Below are 21,184 nucleotides of genomic sequence, written 5' to 3'. Positions count from 1 at the left end.
GGTTTAGCCGCGCCGGGCCATGGATGGCCCGTCGCGGCGGCCCGCGGAGTAATGCCGGAGTGAGGGAACGCCGAGCCACAGCGAGGCGCCGACAGGCGGGGCAGAGCGCTTTGGTTACTTTGCCGCTTTTGCAAAGTGACTCGCTGTAAGAGCGAAACCATAGGTAGCCGTAACCTAAATAACGGATATGCCCCCGATCAAACCAACCCACACCGCTCAAAAAACCGCTCCCGCCCCAGGATCATCAACGCGGCCCGCTTATGCGGAAAATCAAACTCCTTCTCACAGTGGAAACACTGATTCTGCATATGCCCAATCATCTTCCCGTTATCCGCCCGAGGCTCCGCCACCACACGCTGCGTACGCGGATCATCAAGAAACAAGTAATGCACCAACGCCGACAACCAACTCGCCACCTTATGCGGCCCCCGGTGATGCTCCTCACCCACCAACATATGAATCCCGCGATCGTAATCCGCCACGTCATAGAACGGCGCAATCCGATCCTCCTTGGCCCAATACGCCTCGAAATACGCAAACGGCTCATCATCAAAACAGCCAATCAACGTCAACGCATGGGGATCCGCGTCCAGCTTGTCCAGATACTCCCGATGCTGCTCCAGGCTGCCGGCCTCCTGCCAGAAATTCGCCACCCGCGCACTGTTCTGCCAACGATTGAATCGCGCCAGATCAACATCAATCTCAACCGTTCGCAGCGAAATCCAAGCCCCCAACCGCGCATCAAACCGCCGATAAACCTCGCCCCGCGGCTTCGGCGCACGAGCGGGATGACGCTTGCCCCCACTGATGATCATCTGCTGCGGATAAGTCCCCGTCACCGACTGACCCAGCCAAGGTTGCGGCAACTGCCAAAACAACGTGCGCTCACAATAAAACTGCCCGGCAACCTCGGTCGCCACCAGCAACCCACTGCGCAACGCATCCTCCGGCGCATGCTCAAGTCGCCAGACCAGCCGCTGACGCCCAGGCTCTTTGACAAACAACCAGTAACAGGCCGCCCACAACGCCCGGGCAGCGGGCACAAGGCCGGGCTCCTGCAAATGCACCAACAGCTCATCACCCCGTTCAAGACGCAAACGAATCAGCGGCTGCCCCTCAAGGGTCAGGCTCAGACGGCTGTCAGTTTCATCAGCATTCAGGGCAGGCCCCGCCGGCAACGGCAGGACAGACAGGTCATTCAGATTGGACATGGGATGGGCTCACGAATCGTCGACAGTTCAACAAGTGACGTGAGCCAAGGGCAAAAATTTAGACGATCACGGCACCGGCATCACATCGATGCGGTAAGGCTCGAAGATCTTCAGCAACTGGCCATTGTCCCGCAACTGCTTGAGCAGCCCGGCGAACACCGGCCCCGTGATCGGCGCCTTGGGCCGCAGCAGCGCGTAATGGTGGTACACCTGGTCAATCCGCTCGGACACCAGGAACTGCCCCGCCGTCTCGGTGTTGCGCACCAGGAAATCGCTGAGGTAGGAGCGTGTTACCAAGGCGATGTCGGCGCGGCCGCGGGCGACCATCAGCAGGTTGCTGTCGTGGGAATAGGTCAAGGTGGCGTTGAAGTGCTCCACCAGGTACTTGGGGTCGGGGTTGAAGTTGGCGAATGCGTAGTGATAGCCGCTGAACACCGCCAGCCGTTTGCCGGTCAGGTCGGTGAAATACCCTTGGTCGCGGCCAGGCTCACGCTGGGCGACGAAGATTTCGGCGTCTTCCAGGCCCACGTCCACTGCCGTATGGGGAATATCCTGCCAACCCCAGTTCGGATTTTCGAAGATCGCCATATCCACCCGGCCTTGCTGGAAGTCACGAAAACGCCGGGGAATCGAGGTGGGTACCAGCACAAACTGGTAATCGGTTTGCAGGGCATTCAGGGCTTCAACCAGTTGCGGCAGCAACCCGGTGTCGGCGCCCTGCTCCGGGCGCACGGTGTACGGCGGAAAATGCGCAGCACCGACCCTAACCAATTGGGCGGCCGAAGCCGGCATCAGCCACAGTGCGCCAAGTGCCAATATTGAGAGTCCTGCAGCCAATCGCCAGGGCGAAAACATCAAGGCACACACCGTCGAAAACTTTGATCCCGCTAAGCTAGGCGTTTTTGTCTAGCGAGACAACTTTCTGCCACACAATTAATAGCTTGCGCGAACGAACTAGTCAGCTTTCAAAACCATCAGCAAAGCTTCATCGGCCAGTTGCTCCAGGGTCATGCTGCCCTGGGCACGAAACCAGGTGGTCGTCCAGGATAATGCGCCGGTCAGGAAGCGCCGGGTGATAAACACATCGCCCCTGATGTAACCGGCCTCCTTGGCCTCCCCCAGCACCTGCAGCCAGATGTCTTCGTAAATATCCCGCAAGGCCAGTACCTGGGCCTGGCCCTCGGCCGACAATGAACGCCATTCATACACCAGCACCGCCATGGCCTCGCCGCTGCCGCCCATGATCGACTGCAATTCGCAGCGAATCAGCGCCAACACCCGCTCGCGCACGTTGGTCGCCTCCGCCAGGGAAGCGCGCATCAGGGCGGTGTTGTAGTGGATGGTTTCCTCCATCACCGCCCGCAGGATTTCGTCCTTGCTCTTGAAGTGATGAAAGATGCTGCCGGACTGGATCCCGACCGCGCCGGCCAGGTCACGCACGGTGGTGCGCTCAAAGCCCTTGTTGCGAAACAGGTGGGCCGCGGTTTGCAGCAACTTGCCACGGGCACTGTCGGGGTCGGTCAATTGGCCGGCGTCGACCATGGTGCGCATCACCCGCAGGGCTTTCTGCTCATCCATGCTGCTCTCCTTAACTTCTGGTTACGTCTTGGGCGGCAATTTAGGCCGTGGCAGCCAACCAAGCAAGCGCTTGGGGCAAAGTTGTGACCAGAGTTTACAAACCAAGCGCTTGCTTGGTAGTGTTGGTTCCAGTAAACCAGAGGAAGGACGCCCCATGAACAAGACGGTACGCATCGGTTGCGCCAGCGCCTTCTGGGGCGACACCTGCACCGCCGCTGCGCAGTTGGTAGAAGGCGGCGCGCTGGATTACCTGGTGTTCGACTACTTGGCGGAAGTCACCCTGTCGATCCTCGCCGGGGCACGGATGAAGGATCCCCAGGCCGGCTATGCCACGGATTTCGTCGAGGTGCTGACGCCACTGCTGGCGGATATCCAGCGCCAGGGCATCCGCGTGATCAGCAATGCCGGCGGGATCAACCCCCAGGCCTGCGCCGCCGCGTTGCAGGCGGCCTGCGACGAGGCGCAAATCCCGTTGAAGATCGCCGTGCTGCTGGGGGATGACCTGCAACCGCAGTTCAAGCAACTGCACGGCATCACCGACATGTTCAGCGGCGCGCCTTTGCCGCCGATGTGCGTGTCCACCAACGCTTACCTCGGCGCGCCGGGCATCGTGCAGGCGTTGAAGCTGGGCGCCGATATCGTCATCACCGGCCGTGTGGTCGACAGCGCCGTGGTCAGCGCAGCGCTGGTGCATGAATTCGACTGGTCCTGGCAGGACTACGACCGCCTGGCCCAGGCGGCACTGGCTGGGCATATCATCGAATGTGGGGCCCAGTGCACCGGCGGCAACTTCACCGATTGGCGCGAGGTGCCGGACTACGAACACATCGGCTTCCCGATTGTGGAGGTCAGCGCCGACGGCCAGTTCACCGTCAGCAAGGTCGACGGCACCGGCGGGCTGATCAGCGAACTGAGCGTCGCCGAGCAACTGCTGTATGAAATCGGCGACCCGCGCGCCTACCTGTTGCCCGACGTGATCTGCGACTTCAGCCACGTAAAGCTGCAGCAACAAGGCAAAAACCGCGTGCACCTGCACGGCGCCAAAGGCCTGCCGCCCACCGACCAGTACAAGGTCAGCGCCACCTACCCGGACGGTTTTCGCTGCACCGCCAGCTGCCTGATTGCCGGGATCGACGCGGTGGCCAAGGCCGAGCGGGTCAGCCAGGCGATCATCAACAAGACCTCAGAGCTGTTCAGCCAGCGCGGTTGGGCGCCCTACACCGACGTCAACATCGAACTGCTGGGCAGCGAAGCCACCTACGGCCCCCACGCCCAACGCCAGGACTGCCGCGAAGTGGTGGTGAAACTGGCGGTGCGTCACCCGAGCAAACAGGCGCTGGTGCTGTTCGCCCGGGAGATCGCCCAGGCGGCCACCGGCATGGCGCCGGGGCTCACCGGGATCGTCGGCGGGCGGCCCACGGTGTACCCGCTGATTCGGCTGTTTTCATTCCTGATCGATAAAAGCGCCTGCCAATTGCAGGTCGACTTTATTGGCGAGCGACATGCCTGCGAACTGCCTGGCACCGAACCGCTGAACACGTCCATCGCCTTGATCGACCCGCCCAAACCCCAAGGCCGCGCCGACGCCAACGTGCCGCTGGTCAAGCTGGCGGTGGCCCGCTCCGGCGACAAGGGCAACCACAGCAACATCGGGGTGATCGCCCGCGAGCCCGAATACCTGCCGTGGATCGCCGAAGCGTTGACCCCCGAAGTGATCGTCGACTGGATGAGCCACGTGCTCGACCCGATCCACGGCCGCGTCGAACGCTGGTACTTGCCCGGCAGCCACAGCCTGAACTTCCTGCTGGAAAACGCCTTGGGCGGCGGCGGGATTGCCAGCCTGCGCATCGACCCCCAAGGCAAGGCCTTCGCCCAGCAACTGCTGGAAATCCCGATTGCCGTGCCGCAGCACATTGCCGATCAATTCACTTAAAGGACCCACGCCGTGGCCTTCGACTCGATCTTCAAAGCCGACTTGTTCCAGGGGCAAACCATCATCGTTACCGGCGGCGGCAGTGGCATTGGCCGCTGTACCGCACACGAGCTGGCGGCCCTCGGCGCCCATGTGATTCTGGTGGGGCGCAAGCCGGAAAAACTGCAAACGGTCGCGGCGGAGATCAGTGAAGACGGCGGCCGCGCCAGTTGGCAGGCCTGCGATATTCGTGATGAAGAAGCGGTGAAGGCGCTGGTCGGCCAGATCCTCCAGGAGCACGGCCCGATTCATGGTCTGGTAAACAATGCCGGCGGCCAGTACCCCTCGCCGCTCGCGTCGATCAACCAGAAGGGTTTCGAAACCGTGCTGCGCACCAACCTGGTGGGCGGTTTCCTGATGGCTCGGGAAGTGTTCAACCAGTGCATGAGCAAGCACGGCGGGTCCATCGTCAACATGCTCGCCGACATGTGGGGCGGCATGCCCGGCATGGGCCACTCCGGCGCGGCGCGTTCGGGCATGGACAACTTCACCAAGACTGCCGCCTTCGAATGGGGTTACGCCGGGGTGCGGGTCAACGCCGTGGCGCCGGGCTGGATTGCCTCCAGCGGCATGGACACCTACGAAGGCGCATTCAAGGCGGTGATCCCAACCTTGCGCGAACACGTGCCGCTCAAGCGCATCGGCACCGAATCGGAAGTCAGCGCGGCGATTGTATTTTTGCTCAGCCCCGCCGCCGCGTTCGTCAGCGGCAGCACCTTGCGCATCGACGGCGCCGCCAGCCTCGGCAGCCGCGCCTGGCCGCTGCACAAGGCGCAACCGCCGAGCGTGTCCTTTAATGGTTTCCACCGGGCTTATTTGCCGGACGTGCTCAAGGAGGAGAAATAAGCCATGCCGGTGATCGACTCGCAACTCGACGCCCACAGCCCGCAATTCGCGCAGAACCGCGAGGCGATGCTCACAGGCGTCAATCAACTGCGCCAGCTGGAGCAAAACCTGCTGAGCAAGGCCGCCGAAGCCAAGGCCAAGTTCGACAAGCGCGGGCAACTGCTGCCACGGGAACGCCTGAATTTGCTGCTGGACCCAGGCGCGCCGTTCCTCGAACTGGCGAGCCTGGCCGGCTACAAACTGCACGACGACAAGGACGGCAGCGCTGCCGGTGGCGGGTTGATTGCCGGCATCGGCTACGTCAGCGGCGTACGCATGCTGGTGGTGGCCAACAACAGCGCCATCAAAGGTGGGACCATTTCCCCCTCGGGCCTGAAAAAATCCCTGCGCCTGCAACAGATCGCCATGGAAAACAAACTGCCAGTGGTGACCCTGGCGGAAAGCGGCGGCGCCAACCTCAACTACGCGGCGGAGATTTTCGTCGAAGGCGCACGCAGCTTTGCCAACCAGGCGCGGATGTCGGCCATGGGGTTGCCGCAGATCACCGTGGTGCATGGCTCGGCCACGGCGGGCGGCGCCTATCAGCCGGGGCTGTCGGATTACGTGGTGGTGGTGCGTGGCAAGGCCAAGCTGTTTTTGGCCGGCCCGCCGCTGCTCAAGGCGGCTACCGGCGAAGTCGCCACCGATGAAGAACTGGGCGGCGCCGAGATGCACGCGCAAACCGCCGGCACCGCCGAATACCTGGCGGAAAACGACGCTGACGGTGTGCGCATCGTGCGCGAAATTGTCAGCCTGTTGCCGTGGGATGACCGCTTGCCGCCTGTGCCAAAGCGCGCTTATAGCGAGCCGCTGTACCCGATTGAAGAGCTGTTGGGGCTGATCCCCGACGATCCGAAAAAGCCCTACGACGTGCGCGAAATCATCGCGCGACTGGCGGACGGTTCCAACTTCCTGGAGTTCAAGGGCGAGTTCGACCCGCACACCGTCTGTGGCCATTTGCATATCCAGGGTCGCGCCTGTGGTTTTATCGGCAACAACGGGCCGATCACCCCGAAGGGCGCGAGCAAGGCCGCGCAATTTATCCAGCTGTGCGACCAGAGCCAGACGCCGCTGCTGTTCTTCCACAACACCACCGGTTTCATGGTCGGCACCGAGTCGGAGCAGCAAGGCGTGATCAAGCATGGCGCGAAGATGATCCAGGCGGTGGCCAATGCCCGGGTGCCGAAATTGACCATCGTCGTCGGCGGCTCCTACGGCGCCGGCAACTACGCAATGTGCGGCCGCGGCCTCGACCCACGTTTCATCTTCGCCTGGCCCAACAGCCGCACCGCCGTGATGGGCGGCGCCCAGGCGGGCAAGGTGCTGCGAATCGTCACCGAAGCCAAGCAACTGAAAGACGGCCTGGTGCCCGACCCCAAGGTACTCGACATGCTCGAACAGGTCACTGCCCAGAAACTCGACAGCCAGTCCACCGCCCTCTACGGCAGCGCAAACCTGTGGGACGACGGGCTGATTGATCCACGGGATACACGAACCCTGCTCGGGTTTCTGCTGGACATCTGCCACGAGGCCGAAGTGCGGCAACTACAGCCCAACAGCTTTGGTGCAGCGCGGTTTTGATGATCGTTCCCACGCCCCGCGTGGGAATGCAGCCCGGGACGCTCCGCGTCCCCATAGGGAGAACAATAAAATGATCTTCACCCAGGAACACGAAGCACTGCGCCGCACCGTCCGTGGCTTTGTCGAGCGCGAGATCAACCCCCACGTCGATGAATGGGAAAAGGCCGGACGCTTCCCGATCCACGAGATCTTCCGCAAGGCCGGCGACCTCGGTTTGCTGGGCATCTCCAAACCGGAAAAGTTCGGCGGCATGGGTCTCGACTACAGCTACTCCATCGTCGCCGCCGAAGAATTCGGCAGCATCCGTTGCGGCGGCATCCCAATGTCCATCGGCGTGCAAACCGACATGTGCACCCCGGCCCTGGCCCGCTTCGGCTCCGATGAGTTACGCGAAGAATTCCTGCGCCCGGCCATCAGCGGCGAACAAGTGGGCTGCATCGGCGTCTCGGAAACCGGCGCCGGCTCCGACGTGGCCGGGCTGAAAACCCATGCCCGCAAGGACGGCACCGACTATGTGATCAACGGCAGCAAGATGTGGATCACCAACTCCCCCAGCGCCGACTTTATCTGCCTTTTGGCCAACACCTCGGACGACAAGCCGCACATCAACAAGTCGCTGATCATGGTGCCGATGAACACCCCGGGCATCAGCGTCAGCCCGCCCCTGGAAAAGCTCGGCATGCACAGTTCGGAAACCGCCCAGGTGTTTTTCGACGACGTGCGCATCCCCCAGCGCAACCGCATCGGCCATGAAGGCGCGGGGTTCATGATGCAGATGCTGCAGTTCCAGGAAGAACGTCTGTTCGGCGCGGCCAATATGGTCAAGGGCTTGGAGTACTGCATCGACAGCACCATCGACTACTGCAAGGAGCGCAAGACCTTCGGCAAGGCATTGATCGACAACCAGGTGATCCACTTTCGCCTGGCCGAGCTGTCCACCGAAATCGAATGCCTGCGGGCGCTGGTGTACCAGGCCACCGAGCAGTACATCAAGGGCCAGGACGTGACGCGCCTGGCCTCCATGGCCAAGCTCAAGGCCGGGCGCCTGGGGCGCGAAGTCAGCGACAGTTGCCTGCAATATTGGGGCGGCATGGGGTTCATGTGGGACAACCCGGTGGCCCGGGCTTACCGGGATGTGCGGCTGGTGTCGATTGGCGGTGGGGCGGACGAGATCATGCTGGGGATCATCTGCAAATTGATGGGCACCTTGCCGGGGAAAAAGTCGTGAATACGTTGTTGCTGGAGCCGCATAACGGGGTGTTGCATGTGACGCTCAATCGGCCTGACAGCCGCAATGCCATGAGCCTTGAGATGGTGACCGAGTTGCGTTCGGTACTGGCCGGTGTGGCCGGGGATAAAGCCTTGCGGGCGGTGGTTATCAGCGGCGCCGGTGGGCATTTTTCGGCGGGCGGGGATGTGAAGGACATGGCGCGCGCGGGGGCCACGGGTGGGTTGCAGGCGTTGAACCGGGCGTTTGGCACGCTGTTGCAGGAGGTTGAAGCGCTGCCGCAGGTGGTGATTGTGGTGCTCCAGGGTGCGGTGCTGGGGGGCGGGTTGGGGTTGGTGTGTGTCAGTGATGTGGCGATTGCGGATCATCAGGCGCAGTTTGGGTTGCCGGAGACCAGCCTTGGGCTGTTGCCGGCGCAGATTGCGCCGTTTGTGGTGAAGCGTATCGGGTTGACTCAGGCGCGGCGGTTGGCTTTGACGGCGGCGCGGTTTGATGGGGTTGAGGCGCTGCGATTGGGGTTGGTGCATTTTGTGGAGCACGATCCCCAGGCGTTGGCGGAGCGGGTGGATGAGGTGTTGGGGCAGGTTTTGCGTTGTGCTCCGGGGGCTAATGCGCGGACCAAGGCGTTGGTCTTGGCCAGTGGTGAGCAGGCCTTGGGGCCGCTGCTGGACCAGGCGGCTGAGTGGTTTGCCGAGGCGGTTTGTGGGGAGGAAGGGATTGAGGGGACTCAGGCTTTTGTGCAGAAGCGGACGCCTCGGTGGGCGCGATGAATTGGGGGCATATCCGTTTCTGCGGTGATGGCCGCTTATGGTTCCGCTCTTACAGCGGGTCACTTTTGAAAAGCGCAAAAGTAACCAAAACGCTCTTGCCCCACCACTCGGCACCTCGCTTAGGCTCGGTGTGCCCTCACTCCGGCTTTGGACCGTGGGCCGCCGTCATGGGCCATCCCTGGCCCAGGACGGCTAACCCGGCGTCCTGCCGGGTTACCCACGCTCCAAAGCCTGCGTTCGGCCAGCGTGGTTTAACGGGGCGCCTAAGATCAAGATCAAAAGCAGATCAAGAGCACAGCGGCCTACCGGCCGGCTTGAGTGTTGAAGAGCAAAAGCCAAATCAAAATCTAAAGCGGGCACGGTCCAAAAAATGTGGGAGCGGGCTTGCTCGCGAAGGTCGTTAACGATGACGCGGGCATTCTGGATGAACGCGGCGACCTCAGGTTTTTCGCGAGCAAGCCCGCTCCCACAGAAAAGCAGATCTGTTTTCGCTCTGGATCTTGCCTTTGCTTTTAACACTCAAGCCGGCCGGGAGGCCGCTGTGCTTTTGCTTTTGATCTTGATTTTGATCTGACTGCCCCATTCAGCCCGAGGCCGAACGCAGGCAGTGCGGAGCGGGTAAACCGGCAGGACGCCGGTTTAGCCGCGCCGGGCCATGGATGGCCCGTCGCGGCGGCCCGCGGAGCAGTGCCGGAGTGAGGGAACGCCGAGCCTAGGCGAGGCGCCGACAGGCGGGGCAGAGCCCTTTGCTTACTTTGGGGCTTTTCCAAAGTGAGCCGCTGTAAGAGCGGAACCATAAGCAGCCGTTACCGAAGAAACGGATATGTACCCGACGAGCCAAGGACCACCACCATGCCGATGTTCAACAAAATCCTCATAGCCAACCGTGGCGAAATCGCCTGCCGCATCCAGCGCACCGCCCAATCCCTGGGCTACCGCACGGTAGCGATCTACAGCGAAGCCGACACCGATGCCCTGCACGTCCAGATGGCCGACGAAGCCATCAACATCGGCCCCGCCCCGGTCACCCAGTCCTACCTGAACATCGAAGCCATCCTCAACGCCGCCCACCGCACCGGCGCCGACGCCATCCACCCCGGCTACGGCTTCCTCTCCGAAAACCCCGACTTCGCACGCGCCTGCGCAAACGCCGGCCTGACCTTCATCGGCCCCAGCCCCGAAGCCATCGAACTGATGGGCAGCAAACGCCTTTCAAAAGTCGCCATGCTCAACGCCGGCGTCCCCTGCATCAAAGGCTACCAAGGCCCCGACCAGGATGACCCAACCCTGCAACAGCAAGCCGACCAAATCGGCTACCCGCTGATGATCAAGGCAAGCGCCGGCGGCGGCGGTCGCGGCATGCGCCTGGTGCACAGCCCCGACACCCTGCTGGAACACCTGCGCACCGCCCGCTCCGAAGCACAAAACGCCTTCGGCAGCGCCGAACTGATCCTCGAACAAGCCCTGATCGACCCCCGCCACGTCGAAATCCAACTGTTCGGCGACACCCACGGCAACCTGATCTACCTCGGCGAACGCGACTGCTCGATCCAGCGCCGCCATCAAAAAATCATCGAAGAAGCCCCCTGCCCCGTCATGACCGGCGAGCTACGCCAAACCATGGGTGAAGCCGCCCTCAAGGTCGCCCGCGCCGTCAATTACGTCGGCGCCGGCACCGTCGAATTCCTCCTCGACCGCAACGGCAACTTCTACTTCCTGGAAATGAACACCCGCCTCCAGGTCGAACACCCGGTCACCGAACTGATCACCGGCCTCGACCTCGTCGCCTGGCAACTGCAGATCGCCGCCGGCCAGCCACTTCCCCTGAGTCAGGACCAAGTAATCCTGAGCGGCCACGCCATGGAAGTACGCCTGTACGCCGAAGACCCGGCCCAGGGCTTCCTGCCGCAAACCGGCGACGTGCTGCGCTGGGAACCGGCGGCTGGTGTGCGCATCGATCATGGTGTGCTGGAAGGCCAACGCATCACACCGTTCTACGACCCGATGCTGGGCAAGATCATCGCCCACGGCGCCACCCGTGAAGAGGCTCGGCGCAAATTGGTCAGGGCCGTGGAAGACAGCGTACTCCTGGGTGTATCCACCAATCAGCGCCTGCTGGCCAGCCTGCTCAAGCATCCCCGGTTTGTCGCCGCGGACTTCAGCACCGGCTTTATCGCCGAGCATTTCAACGACATCGCCCGAACCCACGCGACCCACGAAGAACTGGCATTGGCCGCCGCGCTGTTTTACCAGCACAGCGCCAGCGCTCATTCCAAGCCGTTATCCGGCTGGCGCAACAACGCCAGCGTGCCGTGGAGTTACCAACTCGCCGAACAGGATGAGCACCGGACAATCAGCCTCAGTGTGCTGGCGGACAATTGCCTGCAGGTCGACATTGATCAGCACGCCGTCGAAATACGCGACCTCACCACCGACGGACGCTGGGCTATCGCCGTGCTCAACGGTATCCGCCGTCGCATCGCCTACCACCTGCAAGGCACTCGGCTCTGGCTGCCTGGCGTGTGCATCGATGATCGAACCCAAACCGTTGCCACCCGCCAGACCGAGGCCAGCGACGGCACGGTCAAGGCGCCGATGGATGGGGCAATTGTCGAGGTCAGGGTCAGCGAAGGCGATTCAGTTACCCAGGGCCAGCTATTGCTGGTGCTGGAAGCGATGAAAATGGAGCACCCCCTCAAGGCCGGCATGAGTGGTGTGGTCAAGCGAATCCAGGCGGTTGCGGGAGATCAGGTCAGGATCCGTCAGATTTTGCTGGAGATCGAGTAAGCCCTGGGCGGAACTAGCAGGCTTAGCTACGCTCTATCCCCATCAGGACGGGAAGAGTACGGGAACCTGCGATGCCTCATTGGCTGATTATTGATCTTGAAGCCACAACGGATGAAGGCGGCTGGCCCGTGACCGAGATGGAAATCATCGAAATCGGCGTGAGCCTGGTCAACCGCCAGGGCCGTGAGCTGGACCATTTCCAGCGTTTCGTGCGGCCGCTGCGCAGGCCGTTGCTGACGCCGTTCTGCCGCCAGTTGACCCACATCACCCAAGCGAACATCGATGCTGCCGCGCCGTTGAATGAGGTGTGGCCGCTGTTCGAACGCTGGCTCGGTCAACACCAGGCACGCCTGGAAGGCTGGGCGAGCTGGGGCGATTACGACCGCCAGCAACTGGAGCTGGAGTGGCAGCGCCATGGCTTGAGCAGTGTGCTGGGCCAGACGCCCCACGTGAACCTCAAGCAGCGCTTCGCCAAGGCCCGGCGCCTGGACAAGCCCCTGGGGCTCAACGGCGCGCTGCAACTGGCGGGCATGCAGTTCCATGGCCAGCAGCATCGGGCGCTGGAAGATGCGCGCAACACCGCACGGCTGCTGCCGTTGATTTTGCCCGTGTAGAAGGCATACTGGCCGACCTTTCTTGACCCTTTTCCGAGGATTCGCCCATGTTTAAAGTCAACGAGTACTTCGACGGCACCGTCAAGTCGATCGCTTTCGGCACTGCAGAAGGTCCGGCGACCATCGGCGTCATGGCCCCGGGTGAATACGAGTTCGGCACCGCCCAGCGTGAAATCATGCACGTGGTGTCGGGCGCGCTGACCGTCAAGCTGCCAGACAGCACAGACTGGGAAACCTTCGAGGCCGGTAGCCAGTTCAACGTGCCAGCCAACAGCAAGTTCCAGCTGAAGGTCGCGGTCGACACGGCTTACCTGTGCGAATACCGCGGCTGATCTTTGCGCCAGCCATAAAAAATGCCCGTCTCTTGCGAGACGGGCATTTTTCATTTCAGGGTTGCTTACTCCAGGACAGTCACCGGCATACCGACTTCCAGGCGGCCCACCCCATCGTTGACCAGGTTCTGCCCAAACATCACATCGCCCTCGTGCTCACGATAAGTCTTGAGGGTGGCCAGCGGTTCGCGGTCGGCACTGCGTTCACCGCTCGCCGGGTCGATGGTGGTCAGGATGCAGCGTGAGCAGGACTTGACCACGCGAAACTCAACGTCGCCAATCCGTACCCGCTTCCAGCCGTCCTCGGCAAACGCTTCGCTGCCTTCGATCACCAGGTTGGGACGGAAACGCAGCATTTCCATGGGCCGACCGACGCGCTGCGACAAGTCATCCAGGGACGCCTGGCCAATCAACAGCAACGGAAAACCATCGGCAAATGCGACCTTGTCATCGTCCTTGCCGTAGCCGGCCTCGGTAGTGCGCGCACGCGCCAGTGGCACTTGCACCAGGCGCGTGGGTTTGCCAATGAACTCGCTGACCCAGGCGCCCGCTTCATCACCGGCGTCGGGCACGCGCAAGGTGTCGCGCCAGATGGTCACGCCGCGCAACTCGGCATCGCTGCCGGGCAGTGGCACGTCAAGGGCAGGTTGGCCTTCGGCGCTCAAGGTCAGGCCACCGGCGCTATTCCACAGCGCCGACAGCTGGCTCATCTTGGCCACGGCCCGCTGGGTCAGGAAACGCCCGCTGGCCTCGTCCACCAACATCCAGCGTCGATCCCCGTCGAGCCCGAGTGTGTCCAGGCCAATCTGATGCAAGGTTTCACCCTTGCCGGACTTCAAGGGGTATCGGTACAACGCGCTGAGACGAAGCATGGGCCTGCATTCCTGAGGGGTAAAGCCGTCACCCTAAGCTCAAGCCGGTACTTCGTCCAGCATCAGGCGCTGACGCACCACGTCCACCAACTTGTCGGGCTGGAACTTGGAGAGGAAGTTGTCGCAACCGACCTTCTTCACCATCGAATCGTTGAAGCTGCCGGACAACGACGTGTGCAACACCACGTACAGGCCCCGCAGGCGCGGGTCGTTGCGAATCTCGGTGGTCAGGCGGTAGCCGTCCATCTCGGGCATTTCGGCGTCGGTGAAGATCATCAACAGTTTGTCGGTCATCACCTGGCCGCTGTCGGCCCAACCCTTGAGCATGTTCAGGGCCTTGAGGCCATCGCTGGCGATGTGCATCTTCACCCCCAACTGGCCGAGGGTGTCACGCAGTTGCGAGAGGGCGACGTTGGAGTCATCCACCAGCAGCACTTCACGGCCGCGGGCGCGTTCCAGCACCGGGTCTTCGAGTTTCTCGCGGGAGACCTTGGCGTTGTAGGGCACGATTTCGGCGAGGACTTTTTCCACGTCGATGATTTCCACCAACTGGTCGTCGACCTTGCTGATGGCCGTCAGGTAATGCTGGCGCCCGGCACTCGCCGGAGGTGGCAGGATCGCCTCCCAGTTCATGTTGACGATGCGGTCGACGCCGCCCACCAGGAATGCCTGCACAGAGCGGTTGTACTCGGTGACGATAATGGTGCTGTTGGGCCCCGGAATCAGCGGGCGCATCCCAATCGCCTGGGACAGGTCGATCACCGGCAACGTCTGGCCACGCAAGTTGACCACGCCGCAGACAAACGGATGGCGCTGGGGCATCAGGGTCAACTTGGGCAGTTGCAGCACTTCCTGCACCTTGAACACGTTGATCGCGAACAGCTGCCGCCCGGCCAGGCGAAACATGAGGATCTCCAGGCGATTCTCACCCACCAATTGTGTGCGTTGATCTACCGTGTCGAGAATGCCGGCCATTAAAGACTCCTGGGTTTAGCGGATGGATAGTGCTGGTCACTGAAGAGGGTTATCGGCGGCAATCGCCGGACCTTGACCCCCCACTAAAATGCCATGCAAATCCATTGATGTCACACTGACATCATGCTTTACTGAGCCAGCTTCACCACAACGCCCATCACCGCCGCCGCGCGACCGTAAAGTCAGCGCGAGGTTCCCCTATGTAAGGGATTCCCCTATCCACAATCAGGACCAACCTGATATTCGCGATATCTAATAGCCATTAATGTGACGCCATTCTCATTGCATGAATGGAGTCAGGCTTTTGTTTGCTATCGCAAGCCCGCGGCCGAGGGGTCGTCCAGAGACTTACGTCTTGGCAACCGAAGTAGTTGTGCGAACAACCCTGAAGATTATGGGGAGCCCGGACGAGCCCGACCGTTATTCAAATAAATTTCCTACGGAAAAGTCGGATCTGACCTACAGATCTTCGTCATATTTCAGCGGTAGTTTTACGCCATTCACCCGGTACGACATCTCATCATCCGACGGTATGTTATGGAGACTTGCATGATGAACGACGGCAAAGAGTGGCAACTTGCACTTCCCGAGTTCCTGCTCGAAGCGGAGATGTTGCTGGCCAAGTCTGAAGAATGCTTGAGCCACCTGCATTTGATCCGCAACGACAGCGACGCCATCGACTGCATGAAAGCCAGCCTGATCAAGCTCTCGGAAAAGTCAGAAGCCTTGGCCCTGCGGGCGATCAGCGAGTTTTCACGGCACATCCAGTACCTGATCAGCAATGCCGCCAGCCCCTTGCAGTTACATGATGAAGCACTTGATGCATTGCACAACTGCCTCACATTGCTGGCCTGGCAACTGGAATTGATCGACACCAAAACCGGCAAACTCAGCCTGGATGAAACCGAACAAACCGTGTTGATTGCCACCGTCGTGCAACACATCCCGCAAAGCGACTTTGGCTACACACAACAGCAACGCATGCCCTCCGCCTTTTGAGTCCTCTTCGCATTTATCCGGCAAAAATGTCGCAATCAATCACTCATTTATCCAAAAACGACAGCCACAACTAATCACAAATGACGTAGTCGTTAGCCGAAAAATATCAATAAGCCACTAACGACAATACCGATACAAAACAACTTCAATGATACAACTCCCCCACTCTTTGAACTCCGGGACTACCTCCCGAGGCGCAGCCGTGATTAATACGCCTCATCACGCTCGGCGAAAGGCGACCAACGGTAATAGTGGTGGTACCATGCCCCGCTCGAAGTGACTCAACTTCATGATGCATATAAACGTGAAATGCGCCTCCTATGTACGCCAGCCTGAAGTCACTCATCGCAAGGTCCGTGTCCCGAAGCAATGCACGCAGGATGACCCTCGCGCTGTGCCTGTGTTCGTGCCTGCTTAGCCTGTGGGCTTATGCACGCTCGGCCGAGCTTCCTTTGGCCCTGCTGTTATTGAACCTGGCCACCCTGTTGGTGGTGGGCCTGCAACAGTGGCGCTCACGCAAGTCCATCAAGTTCCAGCCCCAGGAACTGGCCGAACGTCTGTTGCAGGTCCAGGAAAACGAACGGCATCGCCTGAGCCGTGAATTGCACGACGATATAGGCCAACTGTTGACCGCCGCCAAGCTGCAAAGTGAATGGCTCAAACGCCGCCTGCCGGAAGACCTGCAAGGCCATTGCGCAGTGCTGTGCAACACCCTGAACGAAACCCTGGCCAAGGTGCAGGACGTGTCGGCCATCCTCAATCCCCGGCAGTTGGCCAGCCTGGGGCTGGAGGCGAGCCTGCGGGCGCACCTGCTCAAGACCCTGGAAAACACCCAGGTAAACTGGAGCCTGGAATGCCATCAACGGCTCACCGGCATCCCGGAAGAAATGGCCGTTGCCGCCTTTCGCATTACCCAGGAGGCCGTTACCAACATGCTGCGACATGCCCAGGCACGCAACCTGCTGGTGCGCCTGCAACGCCTGCCCGAAGGCCTGTCACTGTCTATCAGCGATGATGGCCAGGGCTTTTCGCCCGCCATCAACCCCGCCCAGGAAGGTCAACGGGGCATGGCCGGGATGTCCGAGCGGATTGATCAACTGGGCGGCACATTGTCTGTCAATAGCCGGCCAGGCTTTGGCACACGGATCGAAGCGCTTTTCCCCTGGGCGCCCCGCGCCCTCGAACGGGCCAACCCCCATAAGGTTCTAGAGTGACGTGCAACTTACTCCTGGTGGATGACCACTCCCTGATCAGGGCCGGCGTGCGTGCGCTGGTCATGGATATTCCCGGCTACGCGGTGATCGGCGAAGCGAGCGACGGCGCCCAGTTGCTGGAGCGCTTCGATGCGCTGCAACCCGACATCGTGCTGCTCGACCTGTCGATGAAACACACCGGCGGGCTCGATGCCTTGAAGAACCTCAAGCAGGCCTATCCGAAGAGCAAAGTGCTGATCCTGTCGATGCACACCGACCCGGAACTGATCATGTGCGCCCTGGAATCCGGCGCCCATGGCTACCTGCTCAAGGACACCACGGCCAACGAGCTGGAGCACGCGCTGCTGGCCTTGCGCAACAACGAACGCTACCTGAGCCCGGCCATCGCCCACACGGTGATCAACCAGGCGCTGATCCGCAATCAGGCCCAGGCCAACCCGCCGCCCCACAGCCATAACCTGACCGCGCGCCAACTGGAAATCCTGCGGTTGATCGTGCGCGGCAAGTCCACCCGGGAAATCGCCCATGGCCTGGGCTTGAGCATCAAGACCGTGGAAGCCCACCGCTCGCAAATCATGAAGCGCTTGCAGATTTTCGATGTGGCGGGCCTGGTGTTGTTTGCGGTGCGCGAACAGATCATCAGCCTGGACGATTAGTCAGCAACGGCGAATCCGTCGGCAAATGCACGCGCAGCGCCTGGGGCAAGGCCGAAAAGTGCAAGTCATCACCCTGGAGCGGCTCGCCGTCGAGGTTGATCGCCAGCCCTTCGGCCACCTTGATTTCGACCCACGGCAAACGCGCCCGCACAAACATGTTGTCCAGGCCCCAACCGTCCGTCATCAGGCTACGCAGGGTGCCGACCACTTCCTGAGGCGCCGGCAGAATGCTGATATCCAGCAAACCATCATCGGCCAGGGCATCGGGGCACAGCACATGCCCGCCACCGGCCTGGCGCCCGTTGCCAATGCCCAAGGCCAGCAGCTCGCCGCGCCAGTGGAAGTCGGGGCCCTGCAATTCACCGTAGGCCGCACGCAACTCACTGAAACGTGACAGGCCGGTAAACAGATAGGCTGCGCCGCCGAGGACCTTCTTCAGGTCTTCGGAGGTGTTGGCGGTGACTTGGCTGCCAAATCCGCCGGTGGCCATATTAAGGAAGATCTGCCCACCCACTTCGCCCAGGTCGATGGCACGGGCCGGAACATCCAGCAGGTCCAACGCCTGCTCAGGTTCCAGCGGCACACCGGCGGCGCGGGCAAAATCGTTGGCGGTGCCGAGGGGCATCAGCACCAGGCTCGCCTCGGTCTTGGCCCGGGCCATGGCCTCGGCCACATCCCGCAGCGTGCCGTCACCGCCGCCGGCAATCAGCCGCGTGTAGCCGTCGGCGAGGGCCTGATCGACAAACCGCTGGGCATCGCCGCCCTCCCATGTCACCCGCACGGCCAACTCCCAACCCTGCTCGCGCTTGCCCTGCACTGCCGCCCGCACCTCTTCGTTGAGGGCTTGCTTGCCGTGCAGAATCAACAGTGCCTTGGGTGTGCTCATGGATGAATGCTCCTGGGTTTAAGGTTCCTGAGAGATGTTGACCGTGGCCAATCGAAAAAAAGCCATTGGCTTTGGAAATTAACCCGGGTTTGTGGCGTTTCTGACACGGATCAACTCGCATTTCGCGAAATCCGCCTAGACTTGCACCCATTCTCATCCGACAAGGCCGTCGCACCATGATCACCATGTCCGCCTTCCACTCCATGCTCATCCCGATCCTGACCGGCATGATCCTCCTGGCCATCGGCTTCAACTTTCGCGACAAAGCCATCGGCGTATTCGGCATGTGGATCGGCATGCTGCTGATCCTCGGCACCGTGGTTTACAAGATCCTCGCCAAACTCGCGGAATGACAATCTCACTCGCATTGCACAGGACGGCCTCGTACACTCGGTTAATTCGTCGTTTTTAAGGTTGACCGCCTCGTGCTTGCCCGTCTGTTTGCCCTGCCCTGTTGCCTGTTTATCTGCCTGCTGTCCCTGCTGCCCATGGCGCCTGCCCACGCCGTGAGCCTGCCGGGGCTGCTGGGCAGCAACACCAAAGCCCAACCGCAAGCCGACGTCCCGTTGGGCCAGTCTTTGGACGAGGTGATCAAGACCCTGGAAAACGACCAGCAGCGCACCAAGCTGCTGAGCGACCTGAAAAAGCTCCGGGAAACCACACAAAAAGCCCAGCCCGCCGCCGAACTCGGTGTACTCGGTTTGATCGGCGGCACCCTGTCCAGCCTGGAGCAACAGTTCTCCGGCGCCGACAGCCCGATCAATCGCTGGTCCAACGAGTTTGACCTGGCCAAGGACGAACTCACTGCATTGATGCTGCCGGCCAGCGAATGGCTGCCGATCATCTTTGCCTTTGCCATGATCCTGATGCTCTGGAGCCTGCTGGCCGCCGTGCTGATCTGGCTCAGCCACCGGGTGCGCGAGCGTTTCGGCCTGACCGAAGAACTGCCCCAACACCCCAAGACCTGGGACCTGTTGCGCTTCGCCCTGCGCAAGCTCGGGCCATGGCTGATCGCGTTGGTGATCACCGTCTACATGAGCTACGCACTGCCCTCGTCCCTGGGCAAATCCCTGGCGATGGTGCTGGCCTATGCGTTGGTGGTGGGCACCTGCTTCTCGGCGATCTGCGTGGTCGCGTTTTCCGTGTTGGACGGCCCGCACCGCCACCGCGCGCTGTACATCCTGCGCCACCAGGCCTTTCGCCCGCTGTGGCTGATCGGCAGCTTTGCCGCCTTTGGCGAAGCCGTCAGCGACCCGCGCCTGGCCGAGAGCCTGGGCCAGCACTTGTCCCATGTCGCCGCGACCATCGCCAATGTCATGGCCGCGCTGTCCACCGGCGTGTTCATCCTGCGTTTCCGCCGGCCCATTGCGCACCTGATCCGCAACCAGCCGCTGTCCCGCCGCCTGACCCGCCGCGCCCTGAGCGACACCATCGAGATCGTCGGCACCTTCTGGTACTTGCCGGCGTTGCTGCTGGTGGGCATCTCGCTGTTCGCCACCTTCGTCTCCGCCGGTGACACCAGCACCGCCCTGCGCCAGTCGTTGTTGTGCACGGTATTGCTGGTGCTGTGCATGGTGATCAACGGCCTGGTGCGCCGCCATTCACTCAAGCCTCAGCGTGGGCACAAGCGCCATGCGCTGTACTCCGATCGCCTGAAAAGCTTCGTCTACACCCTCGCCCACCTGGTGGTGTGGCTGGTGTTTATCGAACTGGGCCTGCGGGTCTGGGGGCTATCGCTGATTCGCTTTACCGAAGGCGACGGCCATGAAATCAGCGTCAAGCTGTTCGGCCTTGCTGGTACGTTGCTGTTCGCCTGGCTGATCTGGATCCTCAGCGACACCGCGATCCACCACGCCCTCACCCGCTCGCGCAAAGGCTTGGCCAATGCGCGTGCGCAGACGATGATGCCGCTGATTCGCAACGTGCTGTTCGTGACCATCTTCATCATTGCCGCCATCGTCGCCCTGGCGAACATGGGCATGAACGTCACGCCGCTGCTGGCGGGTGCCGGTGTGATCGGCCTGGCCATCGGCTTTGGTGCGCAGTCGCTGGTGGCGGATTTGATCACCGGCCTGTTCATCATTATCGAAGACTCCCTGGCGATTGATGACTATGTGGATGTCGGCGGTCACCTGGGCACAGTCGAAGGCTTGACCATCCGTACCGTGCGCCTGCGGGACATCGACGGGATTGTGCACACAATTCCGTTCAGTGAGATCAAAAGCATCAAGAACTACTCCCGGGAATTCGGCTACGCGATCTTCCGGGTGGCGATTCCGTACAACATGGAAATCGACGACGCCATCAAGCTGATGCGCGACGTCGGGCAGAAGATGCGCAACGACCCGTTGCAGCGGCGCAATATCTGGTCGCCGCTGGAGATTCAGGGTGTAGAAAGTTTCGAGTCCGGCAGTGCGATTCTTCGCGCCCGCTTCAAGACCGCGCCGATCAAGCAGTGGGAGGTTTCGCGGGCGTTCAACTTGTCGCTCAAACGTCACCTCGATGAGGCCGGGCTGGACCTGGCCACCCCGCGCTTGAGCGTGCAAGTAGTGACAGCGGCGGGAGGCGTGCAGGAGAAAGGATAAGCGCTGCCCGGATGACGTCAGGATCAACAACAATAATCA

General features: G+C 61.5%; 18 protein-coding genes and 1 pseudogene. 13 read left to right on the top strand and 6 right to left on the bottom strand.

Features of this window, described 5'->3' with window-relative positions; translation table 11 throughout:
* Nucleotides 1-197: 197 nt before the first annotated feature.
* The 3 genes from ACUN0G_RS22945 to ACUN0G_RS22935 all read right to left on the bottom strand — a co-directional run bounded on the left by ACUN0G_RS22945 (nucleotide 198) and on the right by ACUN0G_RS22935 (nucleotide 2,789).
* Nucleotides 198-1,211: a GNAT family N-acetyltransferase gene (locus tag ACUN0G_RS22945; RefSeq protein ID WP_445574336.1), complete on the bottom strand. Its 1,014-nt coding sequence runs from the start codon at nucleotides 1,209-1,211 to the stop codon at nucleotides 198-200.
* 66 nt (nucleotides 1,212-1,277) lie between these two features.
* Nucleotides 1,278-2,066: a substrate-binding periplasmic protein gene (locus ACUN0G_RS22940; protein ID WP_445574335.1), complete on the bottom strand. Its 789-nt coding sequence runs from the start codon at nucleotides 2,064-2,066 to the stop codon at nucleotides 1,278-1,280.
* A gap of 99 nt (nucleotides 2,067-2,165) precedes the next feature.
* Entirely contained in the window at nucleotides 2,166-2,789 is a 624-nt protein-coding gene (locus ACUN0G_RS22935; RefSeq protein ID WP_421526171.1) for a TetR/AcrR family transcriptional regulator, read from the bottom strand.
* 154 nt (nucleotides 2,790-2,943) lie between these two features.
* Between ACUN0G_RS22935 and ACUN0G_RS22930 the strand changes: the two genes are divergently transcribed.
* The 8 genes from ACUN0G_RS22930 to ppnP all read left to right on the top strand — a co-directional run bounded on the left by ACUN0G_RS22930 (nucleotide 2,944) and on the right by ppnP (nucleotide 12,958).
* Complete coding sequence (locus tag ACUN0G_RS22930) at nucleotides 2,944-4,722, top strand: acyclic terpene utilization AtuA family protein (RefSeq protein WP_445574334.1); 1,779 nt, start codon at nucleotides 2,944-2,946, stop codon at nucleotides 4,720-4,722.
* A 12-nt stretch (nucleotides 4,723-4,734) separates the two neighbouring features.
* Nucleotides 4,735-5,607 (top strand): SDR family oxidoreductase, encoded by an 873-nt coding sequence (locus ACUN0G_RS22925; RefSeq protein ID WP_421553858.1) that lies wholly within the window; start codon nucleotides 4,735-4,737, stop codon nucleotides 5,605-5,607.
* A gap of 3 nt (nucleotides 5,608-5,610) precedes the next feature.
* Nucleotides 5,611-7,227 carry a geranyl-CoA carboxylase subunit beta gene (atuC, locus tag ACUN0G_RS22920; protein ID WP_445574333.1) on the top strand — a complete coding sequence of 539 codons (1,617 nt, stop codon included), beginning with the start codon at nucleotides 5,611-5,613 and terminating at the stop codon, nucleotides 7,225-7,227.
* A gap of 70 nt (nucleotides 7,228-7,297) precedes the next feature.
* Nucleotides 7,298-8,455, top strand: a complete 1,158-nt coding sequence (atuD, locus tag ACUN0G_RS22915; protein WP_003209038.1) for a citronellyl-CoA dehydrogenase — start codon at nucleotides 7,298-7,300, stop codon at nucleotides 8,453-8,455.
* On the top strand, nucleotides 8,452-9,225 hold the full coding sequence (locus ACUN0G_RS22910) for an enoyl-CoA hydratase/isomerase family protein (RefSeq protein ID WP_421526168.1): 774 nt from the start codon (nucleotides 8,452-8,454) through the stop codon (nucleotides 9,223-9,225). The genes atuD and ACUN0G_RS22910 overlap by 4 nt, the downstream gene beginning before the upstream one ends.
* An 852-nt stretch (nucleotides 9,226-10,077) precedes the next feature.
* Nucleotides 10,078-12,012, top strand: coding sequence for an acetyl/propionyl/methylcrotonyl-CoA carboxylase subunit alpha (locus tag ACUN0G_RS22905; RefSeq protein WP_445574332.1), 1,935 nt, complete (start codon nucleotides 10,078-10,080; stop codon nucleotides 12,010-12,012).
* 71 nt (nucleotides 12,013-12,083) lie between these two features.
* Nucleotides 12,084-12,626: an exonuclease domain-containing protein gene (locus ACUN0G_RS22900; RefSeq protein WP_017479491.1), complete on the top strand. Its 543-nt coding sequence runs from the start codon at nucleotides 12,084-12,086 to the stop codon at nucleotides 12,624-12,626.
* 47 nt (nucleotides 12,627-12,673) lie between these two features.
* A complete protein-coding gene (ppnP, locus tag ACUN0G_RS22895; protein ID WP_014337306.1) occupies nucleotides 12,674-12,958 on the top strand; it encodes a pyrimidine/purine nucleoside phosphorylase in 285 nt (94 codons plus the stop codon).
* 65 nt (nucleotides 12,959-13,023) lie between these two features.
* Here ppnP and ACUN0G_RS22890 read toward each other — a convergent pair whose 3' ends face one another.
* Together ACUN0G_RS22890 and ACUN0G_RS22885 are read right to left on the bottom strand one after the other, a co-directional pair.
* Complete coding sequence (locus tag ACUN0G_RS22890; RefSeq protein WP_445574331.1) at nucleotides 13,024-13,830, bottom strand: MOSC domain-containing protein; 807 nt, start codon at nucleotides 13,828-13,830, stop codon at nucleotides 13,024-13,026.
* A gap of 39 nt (nucleotides 13,831-13,869) precedes the next feature.
* Nucleotides 13,870-14,805 (bottom strand): chemotaxis protein CheV, encoded by a 936-nt coding sequence (locus ACUN0G_RS22885; RefSeq protein WP_017479493.1) that lies wholly within the window; start codon nucleotides 14,803-14,805, stop codon nucleotides 13,870-13,872.
* A gap of 552 nt (nucleotides 14,806-15,357) precedes the next feature.
* Between ACUN0G_RS22885 and ACUN0G_RS22880 the strand changes: the two genes are divergently transcribed.
* The 3 genes from ACUN0G_RS22880 to ACUN0G_RS22870 all read left to right on the top strand — a co-directional run bounded on the left by ACUN0G_RS22880 (nucleotide 15,358) and on the right by ACUN0G_RS22870 (nucleotide 17,674).
* Nucleotides 15,358-15,804, top strand: coding sequence for a hypothetical protein (locus ACUN0G_RS22880; RefSeq protein ID WP_258348566.1), 447 nt, complete (start codon nucleotides 15,358-15,360; stop codon nucleotides 15,802-15,804).
* A gap of 320 nt (nucleotides 15,805-16,124) precedes the next feature.
* The gene (locus tag ACUN0G_RS22875; protein WP_445574330.1) at nucleotides 16,125-17,018 is read left to right on the top strand and encodes a sensor histidine kinase; all 894 of its coding nucleotides are present in this window, start codon (nucleotides 16,125-16,127) and stop codon (nucleotides 17,016-17,018) included.
* Nucleotides 17,015-17,674 (top strand): response regulator transcription factor, encoded by a 660-nt coding sequence (locus ACUN0G_RS22870; protein ID WP_258347027.1) that lies wholly within the window; start codon nucleotides 17,015-17,017, stop codon nucleotides 17,672-17,674. The genes ACUN0G_RS22875 and ACUN0G_RS22870 overlap by 4 nt, the downstream gene beginning before the upstream one ends.
* Here the strand turns inward: ACUN0G_RS22870 and yegS are convergent.
* A pseudogene (gene yegS, locus ACUN0G_RS22865) lies at nucleotides 17,636-18,560 on the bottom strand (lipid kinase YegS); the annotation flags it as partial. The gene ACUN0G_RS22870 and the pseudogene yegS sit on opposite strands and share 39 nt — an antisense overlap.
* Before the next feature lie 176 nt (nucleotides 18,561-18,736).
* Between yegS and ACUN0G_RS22860 the strand changes: the two are divergent.
* Nucleotides 18,737-18,913, top strand: coding sequence for a hypothetical protein (locus tag ACUN0G_RS22860; protein ID WP_010166452.1), 177 nt, complete (start codon nucleotides 18,737-18,739; stop codon nucleotides 18,911-18,913).
* A 72-nt stretch (nucleotides 18,914-18,985) separates the two neighbouring features.
* Nucleotides 18,986-21,145: a mechanosensitive ion channel family protein gene (locus ACUN0G_RS22855; RefSeq protein ID WP_445574329.1), complete on the top strand. Its 2,160-nt coding sequence runs from the start codon at nucleotides 18,986-18,988 to the stop codon at nucleotides 21,143-21,145.
* Nucleotides 21,146-21,184 lie beyond the last annotated feature (39 nt).

Source organism: Pseudomonas sp. 32A (assembly GCF_052682255.1).
This window is presented reverse-complemented; position numbering and strand designations above follow the sequence as displayed.